Consider the following 15,901-nt stretch of genomic DNA (forward strand, 5'->3'; position numbering starts at 1 on the left):
CAATCACCAGCGATCCGATGAGGGATTGCTCACAGCGAATGGACAAAGATGTTCCGATGGAAGACGACCGCAGCCGTCGCGGTCACCGCTGCTGCACTCGTGCTCACCGGATGCTCCGGTAGCACCTCCGGCTCTGACAGCGGCTCCGGTGGCACCCTGATCCTGGGTGCGATCACTCCCCCCACCACGTTCGACCCGGCCGGCTCCGAATGGGGCAACCGCTCGCCCTTCTACCAGGCCGTCTTCGACACCCTGCTCGTCGCCACAGCCGACGGCGAGATCGTGCCGTCGCTCGCGACCTCCTACGAGTACAACGACGACAACACCGTCCTGACGCTCAAGATCCGCGACGACGTCACCTTCACCGACAAGTCGAAGCTCACCGCCGACGTCGTCAAGCAGAACCTCGAGCGCTTCAAGACCGGCACCTCCCCCGACGCCGGCTACTTCGCGGGTGTCGCCTCCGTCGAGGCGCCCGACGACACCACCGTGGTCATCACCCTGAGTGCGCCGGACCCGGCCATGCTCAACTACCTCACCCGCGACCCCGGCCTGATCGCCAGTGCGGAGTCGTTCGACAGCCCCGACCTCGCCACCAACCCGGTCGGCTCCGGCCCGTACGTGCTCGACACGGCCGCGACCGTCACCGGCACGAGCTACAGCTACACCGCGAACCCCGACTACTGGAACAAGGACTGGCAGCACTACGACAAGCTGACCATCAACGTCCTCCAGGACGCGACCGCCGGCCTGAACGCCGTCAAGTCGGGCGAGGTCAACGGCATCAAGCTCGCGAACAACGACAACCTCGCCGAGGTCGAGGGCGCCGGCTGGACCGTCAACGCCAACGAGCTCGACTTCCAGGGCATGCTGCTCCTCGACCGCGCCGGCACGATGAACCCGGCGATCGCCGACGTCCGCGTCCGCCAGGCCATCAACTACGCGTTCGACCGCCCGGCTCTGCTCAAGGCGCTGCAGAACGACAACGGCACGGTCACGGGTCAGGTCTTCCCGGAGAACTCCCCCGCCTTCGACAAGTCGCTCGACGACCGCTACGGCTACGACCCCGAGAAGGCCAAGGAGCTGCTCGCCGAGGCGGGTTACGCCGACGGTCTGACGCTCTCGATGCCGTCCTCCACGGTGCTCGGCGCCACCACCTACACGCTGATCTCGCAGCAGCTGGCCGACGTCGGGATCACCGCCGAGTACACGGACCCGGGCAACAACTTCATCGCCGACCTCCTGGCCCCGAAGTTCCCGGTCTCCTTCATGGCGCTGGAGCAGAACCCGGACTGGCAGCTCATCCAGTTCATGATCGCCCCGAACGCCGTCTTCAACCCCTTCAAGTACGACGACCCGAAGGTCGACGAGTACATCAAGCAGATCCAGTACGGCGATGAGGCGACGCAGGGCAAGGTCGCGAAGGAACTGAACCAGTACATCGTCGAGCAGGCGTGGTTCGCCCCGTTCTACCGGGTGCAGGGCAGCTTCGCGACGGACGCCAACACGACCGTCAAGATGATCCCGACGAACGCGTACCCGTCCATCTACGACATCCAGCCGAAGTAGTCCGCTGGTCCTGAGCCTGTCGCGGGTCCGCCCTTCGACAGGCTCAGGGACCGGAACCGGAACCCGTCGCAGGCCCGCCCGTCGACAGGCTCCGGGACCGGGACCGACCGGTCGCACGTGTCGTATCGACCCCGGCCCGCCAGAGTGTCCAGCGCTCGGGCGGGCCGGCCCCAACACCCCTCACTCACCCACTTCCTGGAGTGACCCATGCTCGGATTCATCCTCAGACGCCTGGTGTCCGGCGTCGTCCTCATCTTCGTGATCTCCGTGATCGCGTACTCCCTCCTCTACCTCGGCGGCGGCGACATCGCCCGCCGGATCCTCGGCCAGAGCGCCACTACCGAGACCGTCGCGAAGAAGGCCGCCGAACTCGGCCTCGACCGCCCGTTGCCGGTGCAGTACCTCGACTGGATCGCCTCCGCCTTCCAGGGCGACCTCGGCCGCTCGTGGTTCACCGGCCAGCTGGTGTCCTCGGGCGTCACCGGCCGCCTCGCCGTCACCCTCTCGATCGTGCTCGGCGCGACCATCATCGCCGCGATCGTGTCCGTCATCCTCGGTGTCCTCGCCGCCCGTCGCGGTGGATGGATCGACAACGTCGTCCAGTTCATCTCCGTCATCGGCTTCGCGATCCCCAGCTTCCTCATCGCGCTCGTGCTCGTCATCACCTTCGCGATCAACCTCCGCCTGTTCAAAGCCACCGGGTACATCCCGATCACCACGTCCTTCTCCGGCTGGGTCGCCTCGGTGACATTGCCGATCATCGCCCTCGCGATCGGCGCCATCGCGACGGTCTCGCAGCAGGTGCGCGGCTCCGTCGTCGACGCGATGTCGAAGGACTACGTCCGGACGCTCCGCAGCCGCGGGCTCGGTACGGGCCGCGTCATCTACAAGCACGTGCTGCGGAACGCCGGCGGCCCCGCCCTCGCCGTCCTCGCCGTACAGTTCATCGGCCTCCTCGGCGGCGCCGTCATCATCGAGCAGATCTTCGCCCTCCCGGGCATCGGTCAACTCGCCGTGCAGGCCACGACCCAGGGCGACATCCCCATCGTCATGGGGGTCGTCATCGCGACGGCCATCATCGTCGTCGTCGTCAACCTGCTCATCGACCTCGCGCAGGCTGCGCTCAACCCGAAGGTGCGACTGTCATGACCGCCATCGAAACCCCGCTCACCGTCCCGACCCCGCAGGTCCGCGTCAACCTCCTACGTCGGCTCCTCAAGCGCCCGATCGGCGCCGCGTCCCTCGTGTTCCTCGTGCTCATCGGGGTCGTCGCGATCTTCGGACCGCTCATCGCCCCGCAGGACCCGAACCTCGCGTCCCTGCAGCAGGTCCTTGCGCCACCGAGTTCCGACCACCTCCTCGGAGCGGACAGTGCCGGGCGCGACGTGTTCTCCCGCCTGCTCGCCGCCACCCAGATCAGCGTCGCCGCAGCACTCCTCGCCCTCGTCGTCGCGATCGTCATCGGGGTCGTCGCCGGGCTGATCGCCGGGTACTACCAGGGGTGGTTCGACTCCGTGTCCTCGTGGTTCACGGGCCTCATCATGGCGCTGCCCGGCATCGTCGTCCTGCTGGCCGCCCGCGCCGTCCTCGGCCCGTCGGTCTGGATCTCGATGGCGATCTTCGGCATCCTGCTCTCGCCCTCCTACTTCCGCCTCGTCTACGCGGCCGTCACGGCCGTCCGCTCGGAGCTCTACGTCGACGCCGCCCGGGTCTCGGGACTCAGCGACCCGCGCATCATCGGCAGGCACATCCTCTCCGTCGTCCGCGCTCCGATCATCATCCAGTCGGCGATCATCGCGGGGATCGCCATCGCGATCCAGTCCGGCCTCGAGTTCCTCGGTCTCGGCGACCTGTCGGTGCCGACCTGGGGCTCGATGCTCAACGACGGCTTCACGAACATCTACAAGGCACCGATCCTCATGGTGTGGCCGTCGCTCGCGATCGCGCTCACCTGCATCGCGCTCACCCTGCTCGCCAACGCGATGCGTGACGAGCTCGAGCGCACCGTGTCCGTCCGCCGGCGCCGTCGCAAGATCGTGACGACGTCGAAGACCGGCTCGAACACGATCGTCACCCAATCGATCAGCACTTCCGGGATCAGCGAGGACGAGATCGTCGGTGTCCCGCCCATCCGCCACGACGACGACGCCCGCGCCGCCGTCCGTGCCGAGGAGCTCGTCCTCAGCGTCCGCGACCTCCGCGTCGGCTACGACCAGGAGGGCGGCCGAGTCACCGAGGTCGTCCACGGCGTCGACCTCGACATCCGCAAGGGCGAGGTCCACGGCCTCATCGGCGAATCCGGCTCGGGCAAGACCCAGACCGCGTGGGGTGTCCTCGGGCTCCTGCCGCGCGGCGGCCGGGTCACCGACGGGACGATCCGATACGAGGGCACCCGGCTCGACACCCTCGGGGAGCGCGAGTACACGGCCATCCGCGGCAAGCGCATCGGCTACATCCCGCAGGAGCCGATGTCGAACCTCGACCCGGCGTTCACGATCGGCAGCCAGCTCGTCGAACCCCTGCGCGTCACCCTCGGCCTCAGCAAGAAGGAGGCGACGGACAAGGCACTCGCCCTGCTCGAGCGGGTCGGCATCCCGAACCCCAAGCGCACCTTCGCCGCATTCCCGCACGAGGTCTCGGGCGGTATGGCGCAGCGTGTGCTCATCGCCGGCGCCGTCTCGACGGACCCGGACATCATCATCGCCGACGAGCCCACCACCGCGCTCGATGTGACCGTGCAAGCCGAGGTCCTGGACCTGCTGCGCGACCTCCAGGCGGAACGCCACATGGCGATGCTCCTCGTGACGCACAACTTCGGTGTGGTCGCCGACCTCTGCGACCGCGTCTCGGTCATGCAGAACGGCCTCATCGTGGAGACCGGGCCGGTGCGCTCGATCTTCAACCACGCGCAGCACCCGTACACGCAGTCGCTGCTCGGCGCGATCCTCGACGAGGGTCCCGCCCGACCGGCACTCGCGACGAACCTGACAGGAGAGACCCGATGACGTCGTCACTGCTCGAGGTGAAGGACCTCGAAGTCGAGTACCCGGGCAAGGGGTTCCGCGCCCAGTCGTTCAAGGCGCTCAAGGGCGTGTCGATCGACATCAAGCCCGGTGAGACCGTCGGCCTCGTCGGCGAGTCCGGCTCCGGCAAGACCACGCTCGGTCGCGCCGTGCTGGGCCTCGCCCCGGTCACCGGCGGCAGCATCCGCTACCGCGACCAGGAGATCGGGCACCTGAAGCGCAAGGAGCGCCGGGCGCTGAGCTCGGAGATCCAGGTCGTGTTCCAGGACCCGTACTCCTCGCTCAACCCCTCGCTCACGATCGAGCAGATCCTCACCGAGCCGCTCACCGTCCGCGGCGTCTCCGGTGCTGACGCCCGCAAGCGCGTCGGATCCCTGCTCGACCAGGTGCAGCTGCCGACCGGCGCGGCCTCACGGCTCCCCCGCGAGTTCTCGGGCGGGCAGCGACAGCGCATCGCGATCGCCCGGGCGCTCGCCCTCGATCCGAAGCTCATCGTGTGCGACGAGCCCGTGTCGGCCCTCGACCTGTCGACGCAGGCGCGGGTCCTCGACCTCTTCATCGACATCCAGGAACAGACGGGCGTCGCCTACCTGTTCATCTCGCACGACCTCGCGGTCGTCCGGCACATCAGCCACCGCGTGGCGGTCATGTACCACGGGGAGATCGTCGAGTCCGGCGACGGCGACCAGGTGACGGCGCACCCGGCCCACCCCTACACGCAGCGCCTGTTCATGGCGGCACCGATCCCCGACCCGGACCGCCAGGAGGACCGCCGGGTGGAGCGCCGCCGCCTCATCGACGAGCAGCGTGCGGCGGAGTTCGCCGCCTGACCGTCGCTTCGACCGCCCGGTCGGCCGGGGCCAGGAACCTGGCCGGCCGGGCGCACCATCGGTCCTGAGCTTGTCGAAGGACAACCATCCGGTCCCCGAGACCCACAACCGGTCCCTGAGACCCCACAACCGGTCCCTGAGCTTGTCGAAGGGCCACCCCCAGAACGGACCCACACCGCATGACCATCACCACTCCCCGGCACGCCGCCGTCACGAAGCCCGTCGACACCGCGGCGATCGACGCCCTCGTCGCCCGGCTCGACCTCGAGGAGAAGGTCGCACTCGTCTCCGGCGCCGACTTCTGGACCACGGTCCCGCTCGAGAAGATCGGCCTGCGCGCCATGGTCCTGTCCGACGGCCCGGCCGGCGTCCGCGGTCCGCTGTGGGACGAGCGCTCGCCGTCGATCAACCTCCCGTCGGCGACCGCGCTGGCGTCCTCCTGGGACCCGTCGCTCGCCTACCGATACGGCGCAGTCGCTGCGGCCGAGGCCCGCCGCAAGGGCGTCGACGTCGTCCTCGGCCCGACCATCAACCTCCACCGTTCCCCGCTCGGCGGGCGGCACTTCGAGGCGTTCAGCGAGGACCCGGAACTGACCGGCTCGCTCGCGTCCGCCTACGTCAGCGGCCTGCAGGACAACGGCGTCGCCGCGACCCCGAAGCACTACGTCGCCAACGACTCCGAGACCGACCGCTTCACGGTCGACGTGCACGCGAGCGAGCGCGCCCTCCGCGAGCTCTACCTCGCGCCGTTCGAGCGCACGGTGACCGAGGCCGGCACCTGGGCGATCATGAGCGCCTACAACTCCGTCGACGGCGTCACGATGAGCGAGAACGACCTGCTGGAGACGCCGCTCAACTCGGAGTGGGGCTTCGACGGCGTCGTCGTCAGCGACTGGACCGGCGTCCGCAGCCTCGGCTCGGCGCCGGCGTCGCAGGACCTCGCCATGCCCGGTCCCGCTCCCGCATGGAGCGCGGCACTCGTCGAGGCCGTCCGCGACGGCCGCGTCGCCGAATCCGACGTCGACCGCAAGGTCGCCCGACTCCTCGCCCTCGCGGTCCGCGTCGGCGCGCTCGGTGACGAGGCGCTGGCGCCGGCCCCGGTCGACGGGGTCGCCTTCTCCCGCGAGGCCGAGACCGAGGGCGTCGTGCTACTCGACAACGACGGCACCCTGCCCCTCGACGCGGCCACGCTCACCCGCGTCGCCGTCATCGGGCACAATGCCCGCGACTCCCGCACCCAGGGCGGTGGCAGTGCGACGGTCCTCCCCGAACACACCGTCAGCCCACTCGAGGGACTGCGACTCGCGCTCCCCGAGGCGACGATCGACTACGCCGTCGGCGCGATCGTGCAGGAGGGTGTCGCAGAACTCCCGCTCGAGCGCCTCACCAACCCGCGCACAGGTGACCCCGGTCTCGTCGCCACGTTCCTCGACGCCGACGGTGCAGAGCTCTTCACCGAGGACCGCCGGTCCACCGCACTCGTCTGGTTCGGCGGCGACGCCCCGGTCACCACGGCGTCGCAGCTCGTGCTCACCACCACGTACACGCCCGACGCCACCGAGCAGCTGCGCCTCGGCTTCGCCACGGGGCTCCACGGCCGGCTCTTCGTCGACGGCGTCCTCCTCGTCGACGAGCAGCCCGTGGTCGTCGGGAACGACCTCGGCGCGGCGCTGCTCGCCCCGCCGTCGGCGACGGGTGCGTTCGCCGCCCAGTCCGACGTCCCGGTCCAGCTCCGCGCGGAGTTCGACCTCTCCCCGAGCGAGAACGGTCTCGGCGCGATCAGCGTCACCGTCGGTCGCGCTCCCGACGACTCCGACCCCGACGCCCTCATCGCCCAGGCGGTCGAGGCGGCCCGCGAGGCCGATGTCGCCGTCGTGGTCGTCGGCACGAACTCGAAGGTCGAGTCGGAGGGTTGGGACCGCAGTGGCCTCACACTCCCCGGCCGTCAGGACGAGCTCGTCCGGGCCGTCGCCGCCGTGAACCCACGCACCGTCGTGATCGTCAACTCCGGCGCCCCGGTCCTGCTCCCCTGGAGCGACGAGGTCGCCGCCGTGCTCCTCGGCTGGTTCGGCGGGCAGGAGATGGGCAACGCCCTGGCCGACGTGCTCCTCGGCGTCGCCGAACCCGGTGGTCGCCTGAGCACCACCTGGGCTGCAGCGCTCGACGACGTCCCGGTGCTCGACGTCACCCCGGTGGACGGCGTGCTCCGCTACGAGGAGGGCATCCACATCGGCTACCGCGCATGGCTCCGCTCGGGTGCCACGCCCGCCTACTGGTTCGGGCACGGGCTCGGGTACACGAGCTGGTCCATCGACGGTGGCGAGGTCGCGGGTGACGTCGTCTCCGGTGACGCCCGCGTCTCCGGGACCGCGACGAACACCGGTGACCGCGCCGGCAAGCACGTCGTGCAGGTGTTCGCGGAGCGACCGGACTCCTCGGTCGACCGCCCTGTGCGCTGGCTCGTCGGATCGGCCGTCGTCCGCGCGGGCGCCGGCGAATCGGTCGCCTGGGAGGTCGCCCTGCCTGCGCGGGTCTTCGCCCACTGGGCGGACGGCTGGCAGGTCGAGCCAGGTGACGTCACCCTCCGGATCGGATCGTCCGTCGTCGACCTCGTGGACGAGCACGTCGTCACCATTGCGGCAGGGACCTCCCGATGACCGCGCACGTCGCGCAGATCGGCCGTCTGCGTGCGGAGACCCGTGACGACAGTCCCGCGGTCGCGACACCGACGCCTCGATTGAGCTGGACCGTCGAGACATCGGGCGCCGACTGGGTGCAGGCCTGGGCCGAGCTCCGGGACGGCAGTGGTGCCACGGCGCGCGTCGAGGGCCGCGACTCCGTCCTCGTCTCCTGGCCGTTCCCGCCGCTCGCCCCGGACGAGGTGCGCACCGTCGAGGTCCGTGCCGCGTCGACCGCGGGCGAGGAGACACCCTGGAGCGAGCCGATCGACGTCGAAGCCGCGTTCCTCGCCGGCGGCGCCTGGACCGCCAGCTTCATCGGTCTCGCGGCGCCCGAGCGTGCTGCGCAACCGATCCGGGTGCGCCGCGCGTTCACCGTCGACCGGCCCGTCCGTCGCGCCCGGCTGTTCTGGACCGCGCTCGGTGCCGCCGAGCCACAGCTCAACGGGGTTCCCGCCTCGGAGGACGTGCTCTCCCCCGGCTGGACCGCCTACGGCGACCGCCTCGTGCACGAGACCGTCGACGTCACCGTGCTCGTCGAGCCGGGCGAGAACGTCCTCGCCGCGACCGTCGCCGGTGCCTGGTACACCGAGCGCTACGGGTTCTTCCAGTTCGCCGAGCGGATCTACGGCGACCAGCCACGCTTCGCCGCCCAGCTGCAGCTCGACTACCTCGACGGGACGACGGCGACGCTCGTCACCGATGCGAGCTGGTCGGCGGCCGACGGTGCCGAGCTCGTCGACAGCGGCATCTACGCCGGCGAGGCGATCGACACCACCCTGGCCGAACCCGGCTGGTCGACGACGGCGTTCGACGCGTCCACCTGGGCCCCGGCCCTCGTCGACGACGCTGCGCACCCGGTGCCGGAGGCCCGCATCGCCGCGCCCGTCCGTCGCATCGAGGAGCGCGCGGTGGCGGAGGTGCTCACCTCGCCGACGGGCGCGACCATCCTCGACTTCGGCCAGAACCTCGTCGGCCGCCTCCGACTCACCGTCGCCGGCCCGCGGGGCACGACGCTCACGCTCCGGCACGCGGAGGTCCTCGACGAGGGCGAACTCGCCCTGCGTCCCCTCCGCAACGCCGCGGCCACCGACCACGTCACGCTCTCGGGCGACGGCGAGCAGACGATCGAGCCGCGCTTCACCTTCCACGGCTTCCGCTACGCGCAGATCGACGGCTGGCCGGGCGCGTTCGACCCGGCGTCGGTCACCGCCGTCGTCCTCCACAGCGACCTCACGCGCACGGGTTGGTTCTCCTCCTCGCACGAGCTGCTCGACCGCCTCCACGAGAACGTCGTCTGGGGCATGCGCGGCAATTTCCTGAGCATCCCGACCGACTGCCCGCAGCGCGACGAACGACTCGGCTGGACGGGTGACCTGCAGGTCTTCGCCCCGACCGCGAGCTTCCTCTACGACAGCTCCGCCTTCCTCGACTCCTGGCTGCGCGACCTCGCGCTCGAACAGGGACACCAGGACGGTGTCGTCCCGATGGTGGTCCCGGCCGCGCTGTCCGGCTTCGCCGGTGGCGGTCCGACCGCGGCCTGGGGCGACGCGGCGACCGTCGTGCCGTGGGTGCTCCACGAGCGCTACGGCGACCTCGGTGTCCTGCGCGAGCAGTACCCGTCGATGCGTTCCTGGGTGGAGGCCGTCCTCCGGGTGAGCACCGACGGTCTCTGGTCGAACACCTTCCAGCTCGGCGACTGGCTCGACCCGAGCGCGCCGCCGGACCAGCCGGCGAAGGCCAGGGTCGACTCGGACATCGTCGCGAGCGCCTATCACGCACGGTCCCTCCGGATCCTCGCCGACACCGCCGGGCTCCTCGGGGAGACGGCGGACGCCGAGCGGTACGGCGACCTGGCAGAGCGGAGTCGGGCGGCCTTCGCCGCCGAGTACGTGACGCCCGGCGGCCGGATGATGTCCGACGCGCCGACCGCGTACGCCCTCGCCCTGCGGTTCGACCTCGTCGACGATCCCACCGTCCGACAACGCCTCGCGGACCGCCTGGCCGACCTCGTCCGCGCCGACGGCTACCGCATCGGCACCGGTTTCGTGGGGACGCCGCTCATCACCGACGCACTCGCCGAAGGCGGACACCTCCGCGCGGCCGGCCGCCTCATGCTCCAGACCGAGAACCCCTCCTGGCTCTCGCCCGTCACCAAGGGCGCGACCACGATCTGGGAGCGCTGGGACAGCCTGCTCGAGGACGGCTCGGTCAACCCTGGCGAGATGACCTCGTTCAACCACTACGCGCTCGGCGCCGTCGCCGACTGGCTGCACCGCACCGTGGCCGGCCTCGCGCCCGCGGCTCCCGGCTACCGCGAGCTCCGGATCGCACCGCGGCCGATCGACGGGCTCGACCACGCCGAGGCCCGACATGTCACACCCTACGGCGAGGCGTCGGTGGCGTGGCGACGCGATGGGTCGTCCCTCCGGGTGTCGGCGGTCGTGCCGCCGAACACGACGGCGACGGTCGCGTTGCCGGGTGCCCCGGAGGAGACGGTCGGGTCCGGTCGTCACGACTGGACGGTCGAGGTCACGGACGCCGGCTCGAGTGCCGATGACGACATCACGCTCGGCCTCGACTCGCCGCTCTCCGAGATCATCGACCGACCGGCCGCGTACGACGCCCTCCTCAACTCGGTGGGTGCCCACGATCAGGCCAAGGCCGACGACATCCGCCGCGGCACCCAGTGGAGTCGTGGTCGGACCGTCCGTCAACTCCTCATGTTCACGCCGCCGTCGATGCTCGACGGGGTGGACGCGGCGCTGGCTGCAGCCACTCCGGCACCAGGAGTTGCGCGATAACCCCCACTCGACCGTTCCACGTGCAACACTCGCACCGCCTGCACCAGTAGCACCCGCCGCCGACCCGCTCGGCCGATCACAGGAGATCCATGTTCGACCGCAGTTCCGCCTTCGGAGACGTCATCGAGAGCCCGGCGGGTCGCACCGTCCTCGAGCAGTTCCTGCCCGGCATCGCCGCGTCGCCGATGGCCAAACAGTTCCGCAGCATCCGTCTCGGGCAGCTGTCGGCGATCGTGCCCGAGCTCCAGGACGACGCGGCGAAGGATCGTCTCTGGGCGGCGCTCGCACAGGTCGACGACGGTCCCGAGGCCCGCGCACCCTACGGCGCCGCGATCGAGCCCGCTCCCGACTACGAGGGCGAGGACGTCCCGCGCGGCTCGGCGACCCTGACGGTCCCCGACGACGTCCCGCAGTACGGCGTCGTGGAGATCCGGCTGGACGGGCCGTCGCACGGCAACCCGTTCGTCGACGTCGAACTCGGTGCGACGTTCACGAACGGTGCACGCGAGCTCACCGTCGGCGGGTTCTACGACGGCGACGGACGGTACCTGGTGCGGCTGCTCGCCGAGGAGCAGGGCGAGTGGTCGTTCACCACGAGCTCGACCGCCCGCTCGCTCGACGGCGTCGCCGGCATGTTCACCGTGTCGGCCGCGGCGACGGACAGCCACGGACCGGTGCGCGTCGACGGCTACCACTTCGCCCACGCGGACGGCACCCGCCACCGCCCGCTCGGCACGACCGCCTACGCCTGGACGCACCAGCCCGAGGAACTGCAGGAGCAGACGCTGCGCGCTCTGGAGGCCGCACCGTTCACGAAGATCCGCATGTGCGTGTTCCCGAAGTCGTACCTCTACAACGCGAACGAGCCGGAGACGTTCCCCTTCGTCGGCTCGCTCGCCGACGGGTTCGACCACGAGCGGTTCGACCCGGCGTACTGGGCGAACCTCGAGCGGCGCATCACCCAGCTCGGCGCGCTCGGCATCGAAGCGGACCTCATCCTCTTCCACGCCTACGACCGCTGGGGCTTCGCGGACCTCGGTCCGGCCGTCGACGAACGGTACCTCCGCTACGCCGTCCGCCGGCTCGCCGCGTTCGCGAACGTGTGGTGGTCCATGGCGAACGAGTACGACCTGCTCTGGGCGAAGACGAACGACGACTGGGAGCGGCTCGCGGCGGTCGTCGGCGCGGAGGACCCTCACGGCCACCTCAACTCCATCCACAACTGCCAGGGGTTCTACGACTACACCAAGCCGTGGATCACGCACTGCAGCGTGCAGCGCGTCGACGTCTACCGGACCGCGGAGAACACCGACGCCTGGCGCGAGCAGTGGGGCAAGCCGATCGTCATCGACGAGTGCGCCTACGAGGGCGACATCGACCAGGGCTGGGGCAACATCACCGGCGAGGAGATGGTGCGACGGTTCTGGGAGGGTGCGATCCGCGGCGGCTACGTCGGCCACGGCGAGACCTACCTCAACGACCGGGAGGAGCTGTTCTGGTCGAAGGGCGGGCCGCTCATCGGTTCGAGTCCCGACCGCGTCGCGTTCCTGGAGCGCATCTCGGCGGAGTCCCCGACGGGCGTCCTCGACCCGCTGCCCGGCGACTGGGACGTGCCGTGGGGCGGGGTGGCCGGCCGCTACGTCATCGGCTACTTCGGCTTCAACCGGCCGCGGTTCCGCAACGTCTTCCTCCCCGAGGGCGAGTTCCACGTCGACGTGCTCGACACCTGGAACATGACGGTCGAGACCCTCCCCGGCACCCACACCGGTACCGTCCGGGTCGACCTGCCCGGTCGCCAGTTCATGGCGGTCCGCCTCCGCCTCGTGGAGTAGGCGCCCCGACCGCGGAGCCGAGGCCCTCCCCCGGTCACCAAGCTACTTCCCCCGGTCACTGAGCCCCCCTCCCCGGTCACTGAGCCTGTCGAAGTGCCGAGCCACACTCCCCCCGGTCACTGAGCTTGTCGAAGTGCTGAGCCACCCTCCCCCGGTCACTGAGCCACACTCCCCGGTCACTGAGCCGCCCTCCCCCGGTCACTGAGCCTGTCGAAGTGCCGAGCAACCCGCCCCGCCACACCGTCTCCACACCGTTGACACGTTTGTTCGGACCCTTTACAGTTGTCGGGCATTGACGCAACCCCCGTTGCAACATGCGCGACGACTGGAGAGCGGCCCATGGATCACGGCACCGGCACCATCCTGCTCGACGGCGTCCTCCGCGGCACCGCTCTCACCGCCCTGCTGCCCACCTGGGTGACCGGCGGTGGCGGCGACGCCGTCATCGACCGCCTCCGTGACGACGCCGTCGTCGACGAACTCGAACGGGCCTTCGCCGAGCCGCCGTTCGACGAGCGCGTCGACTGGTCCGCTGTGCGCATCGCGCAGGTGTCGCACCCCGACCTCCGCGAGCTCGTCGGCCGCAGCATCGCCGAGCTCGCCGCCGAGGCCGGTCAGTCGCCGCTCACCGTCGTCTCGGATACGCTGATCGCCGACCGCCTCACCACCCTCGTCGACCGTCCGTCCTGACCTCCACCATCCGGAACCGTTCTCAGGAGTCCTTCGGCGTGTCACCGGGTTCCCGGCGAGCCGCGCCGCGGATGTCCTGAGAACGGCCCAACAGCACTCGAGGAGAGAACCACCGATGCTTCCACTGCCCGTGTCCATCCAGCAGCACGACGGCGCCTTCACGCTGAGCGAGACGACCGGGCTCGGCGGTGACCGCCGCCTCACGGCCGCGACCCGCTGGTTGCGCGGGGTGCTGCAGACGTCGACCGGGTTCGACCTCGACGCACGGATCGACATGCGGACCGACAGCATCGCGTTCATCCACGACGACACCGTCGCGGCCGGCGGCTACCGGCTCGTGGTCGACGCGGACGGTGTGCGCATCGTCGCCGCCGACGCCTCCGGTGCGTTCTCCGCTGCGGTGACCCTGACCCAGCTCCTCCCACCGGCGGTCAACCGCCGTGCGCTCGTCCCCGGCGTCGACTGGACCGTCCCGGCGACGACCATCGACGACGCCCCGCGCTTCGGCTGGCGCGGCGTCATGCTCGACGTGGCACGGCACTTCCTCCCCACGTCCGACGTGCTGCGGTTCATCGATCTCGCCGCACGCCACAAGCTCAACGTCCTCCACTTCCACCTCACCGACGACCAAGGCTGGCGCATCCAGATCGACGCCTTCCCGAAACTGACCGAGGTCGGCGGGTGGCGGACCGAGAGCCAGCACGGTGCAGCGCGGCACGCTCCCGGCGACGGCCGCCCGCACGGCGGCTTCTACACGAAGGACGACCTGCGCGAGATCGTCGCCTACGCCGCTGAGCGGTCCATCACGGTCGTCCCCGAGATCGACCTGCCCGGCCATGCGCGAGCGATCATCGCCGCCTACCCCGAGCTGGGTGTGCCGGACGTGCCGCAGGACGCGGACGAGCCGTCGGTGTGGACACGGTGGGGCATCAACGAGGCGATCCTCGACATGGGCGAGGAGACGGTCGCGTTCTTCCGCACCGTGTTCGACGAGGTCATGGAGCTGTTCCCGTCGACCTTCATCGGCGTCGGTGGCGACGAGGCGAAGAAGACCCGCTGGGCGGCGAGCGCTCGAACGCAGGCCCTCATGGCCGAGCGTGGGCTGGACACCGTCGAAGCGCTGCAGGCGTGGTTCATCCGCCAGCTCGAGGCGCACCTGTCAGCCGCGGGCCGGCGCCTGTACGGCTGGGACGAGATCCTCGAGGGCGGCGGATTGCCGAAGGACGCGACCGTCGCCTCCTGGCGCGGCGAGTTCGGTGCGGTCGCCGCCGCACGCCAGGGGTACGACGTCATCGCCTGCCCGGACGACCGCGTCTACCTCGACTACCGCGAGTCGGAGCTGCCGGGTGAGCCGATCCCGGTCGGGCCGCCACTGACGGTCTCGGAGGTGTACACCTTCGAGCCGGTGCCGGCGGAGCTGACGGAGGCGCAGGCCGAGCACATCATCGGGGTGCAGGCGAACATCTGGACGGAGCACATGGACTCCGCCCGCGTCATCGACTACCAGGCGTATCCGCGACTGTGCGCCCTCGCCGAGGTCGCCTGGGTCGGCCGCGATCGCGACCTCGCGGGCTTCGAGGCACGGCTGCAGCAGCACCTCGCCCGCCTCGACGCCCTCGGGGTCGAGTATCGCCGCGCCACTGGACCGTTCCCGTGGCAGGAGCGTCCCGACGCCGAAGGTCGGCCGTCCACCCGCGAGCAGCGGGCCGCTCTCGTCGCCGAACTCACCAAGGACATCCGCGCCTGACGCCGGCGGTCCCGGGCACTGAGCCTCACCCCGCTCCCTGAGCCTCACCCCGGTCCCTGAGCCCCCTTCCCGGTCCCTGAGCCCCCTTCCCGGTCCCTGAGCCTGTCGAAGGGCAGCCCCGCAGGACCCCCGTGGGCACCTGGACAAGCTCAGTGACCGGAACAGGTCCGACCTCGCGCGTGCCGGTCCCTGAGCCTGTCGAAGGGGGTTCTCCTCAGGTGACGAGCGCGTACTCGGTCCCCGAGCGCGTGCGCTCGACGAGCTGCGCGTCCACGAGGTACCGCCGAAGTACCGCGACGTCGTCGTGGAACGCGGACAACCGCTCGTTGATCTCAGCTTCGTCGACCACCTCGTCCGGCTGGAGCGCTGATGCCGCGACCCGCTGTAACAGCGCCTGCCGCTCGTCGGGATTCGACGGGTACTGCACGATCCGACCGTCGACCAGGAAGCGGTCGATTCCTTCGCGCTTCGGCGGTGCGGCGGCTGCGAGAAGGTCTCGGAACACCTCGCCCGAGACGCGCCCGCCGTCGTCCAGCAGGCCCGCCCGAGACAACGTCTGGACGCTCTGCTCGGCCCGTCGCACAGCACGCTGGGTGGCGCCCAGATCGGGCTCCTGCCCGAGGGCGAGTTGTGCGTACACCGTCCGGGTGTCGTCGTTCGCGAGGGCGGCGGCCACTGCGCGCCAGTCGGTCCTCGTCCGTTCCTCGTCCGGCATGACCCCTCCTCCT

10 protein-coding genes are annotated in these 15,901 nt (G+C 70.4%); 9 read left to right on the top strand and 1 reads right to left on the bottom strand.

Annotated features, from left to right (window positions below; genetic code table 11):
* Nucleotides 1-48: 48 nt before the first annotated feature.
* The 9 genes from QRN44_RS07590 to QRN44_RS07630 all read left to right on the top strand — a co-directional run bounded on the left by QRN44_RS07590 (nucleotide 49) and on the right by QRN44_RS07630 (nucleotide 15,173).
* A complete protein-coding gene (locus tag QRN44_RS07590) occupies nucleotides 49-1,569 on the top strand; it encodes an ABC transporter substrate-binding protein (RefSeq protein ID WP_071261458.1) in 1,521 nt (506 codons plus the stop codon).
* Between the two features lie 207 nt (nucleotides 1,570-1,776).
* A complete protein-coding gene (locus QRN44_RS07595) occupies nucleotides 1,777-2,718 on the top strand; it encodes an ABC transporter permease (RefSeq protein ID WP_064295411.1) in 942 nt (313 codons plus the stop codon).
* Nucleotides 2,715-4,574 carry a dipeptide/oligopeptide/nickel ABC transporter permease/ATP-binding protein gene (locus QRN44_RS07600; protein ID WP_121293057.1) on the top strand — a complete coding sequence of 620 codons (1,860 nt, stop codon included), beginning with the start codon at nucleotides 2,715-2,717 and terminating at the stop codon, nucleotides 4,572-4,574. Before QRN44_RS07595 ends, QRN44_RS07600 begins: the two co-directional genes overlap by 4 nt.
* Nucleotides 4,571-5,422: an ATP-binding cassette domain-containing protein gene (locus QRN44_RS07605; RefSeq protein WP_285038741.1), complete on the top strand. Its 852-nt coding sequence runs from the start codon at nucleotides 4,571-4,573 to the stop codon at nucleotides 5,420-5,422. Before QRN44_RS07600 ends, QRN44_RS07605 begins: the two co-directional genes overlap by 4 nt.
* Before the next feature lie 179 nt (nucleotides 5,423-5,601).
* Nucleotides 5,602-8,079 (top strand): beta-glucosidase family protein, encoded by a 2,478-nt coding sequence (locus QRN44_RS07610; RefSeq protein ID WP_285038742.1) that lies wholly within the window; start codon nucleotides 5,602-5,604, stop codon nucleotides 8,077-8,079.
* A complete protein-coding gene (locus QRN44_RS07615) occupies nucleotides 8,076-10,904 on the top strand; it encodes a family 78 glycoside hydrolase catalytic domain (RefSeq protein ID WP_285038743.1) in 2,829 nt (942 codons plus the stop codon). Before QRN44_RS07610 ends, QRN44_RS07615 begins: the two co-directional genes overlap by 4 nt.
* Nucleotides 10,905-10,993: 89 nt before the next feature.
* Nucleotides 10,994-12,736: a DUF5605 domain-containing protein gene (locus QRN44_RS07620; RefSeq protein WP_285038744.1), complete on the top strand. Its 1,743-nt coding sequence runs from the start codon at nucleotides 10,994-10,996 to the stop codon at nucleotides 12,734-12,736.
* 339 nt (nucleotides 12,737-13,075) lie between these two features.
* Nucleotides 13,076-13,426 (top strand): hypothetical protein, encoded by a 351-nt coding sequence (locus QRN44_RS07625; RefSeq protein ID WP_071261463.1) that lies wholly within the window; start codon nucleotides 13,076-13,078, stop codon nucleotides 13,424-13,426.
* 115 nt (nucleotides 13,427-13,541) lie between these two features.
* A complete protein-coding gene (locus QRN44_RS07630) occupies nucleotides 13,542-15,173 on the top strand; it encodes a beta-N-acetylhexosaminidase (RefSeq protein WP_285038745.1) in 1,632 nt (543 codons plus the stop codon).
* A 214-nt stretch (nucleotides 15,174-15,387) separates the two neighbouring features.
* Here QRN44_RS07630 and QRN44_RS07635 read toward each other — a convergent pair whose 3' ends face one another.
* A complete protein-coding gene (locus tag QRN44_RS07635) occupies nucleotides 15,388-15,888 on the bottom strand; it encodes a DUF2087 domain-containing protein (RefSeq protein WP_121293044.1) in 501 nt (166 codons plus the stop codon).
* Between the last annotated feature and the right edge of the window lie 13 nt (nucleotides 15,889-15,901).

Origin of the sequence: Plantibacter sp. lyk4-40-MEA-4 (assembly GCF_030209415.1) — a bacterium.
Taxonomy (GTDB): Bacteria; Actinomycetota; Actinomycetes; order Actinomycetales; family Microbacteriaceae; genus Plantibacter; species Plantibacter flavus_A.

What these genes read in the sequence shown, in the direction of transcription:
- QRN44_RS07630 (WP_285038745.1), top strand. Translation starts at nt 13,542, where the DNA reads ATGCTTCCACTGCCCGTGTCCATCCAGCAGCACGACGGCGCCTTCACG.
- QRN44_RS07600 (WP_121293057.1), top strand. Translation starts at nt 2,715, where the DNA reads ATGACCGCCATCGAAACCCCGCTCACCGTCCCGACCCCGCAGGTCCGC.
- QRN44_RS07605 (WP_285038741.1), top strand. Translation starts at nt 4,571, where the DNA reads ATGACGTCGTCACTGCTCGAGGTGAAGGACCTCGAAGTCGAGTACCCG.
- QRN44_RS07590 (WP_071261458.1), top strand. Translation starts at nt 49, where the DNA reads ATGTTCCGATGGAAGACGACCGCAGCCGTCGCGGTCACCGCTGCTGCA.
- QRN44_RS07610 (WP_285038742.1), top strand. Translation starts at nt 5,602, where the DNA reads ATGACCATCACCACTCCCCGGCACGCCGCCGTCACGAAGCCCGTCGAC.
- QRN44_RS07595 (WP_064295411.1), top strand. Translation starts at nt 1,777, where the DNA reads ATGCTCGGATTCATCCTCAGACGCCTGGTGTCCGGCGTCGTCCTCATC.
- QRN44_RS07620 (WP_285038744.1), top strand. Translation starts at nt 10,994, where the DNA reads ATGTTCGACCGCAGTTCCGCCTTCGGAGACGTCATCGAGAGCCCGGCG.
- QRN44_RS07625 (WP_071261463.1), top strand. Translation starts at nt 13,076, where the DNA reads ATGGATCACGGCACCGGCACCATCCTGCTCGACGGCGTCCTCCGCGGC.
- QRN44_RS07615 (WP_285038743.1), top strand. Translation starts at nt 8,076, where the DNA reads ATGACCGCGCACGTCGCGCAGATCGGCCGTCTGCGTGCGGAGACCCGT.
- QRN44_RS07635 (WP_121293044.1), bottom strand. Translation starts at nt 15,888, where the DNA reads ATGCCGGACGAGGAACGGACGAGGACCGACTGGCGCGCAGTGGCCGCC.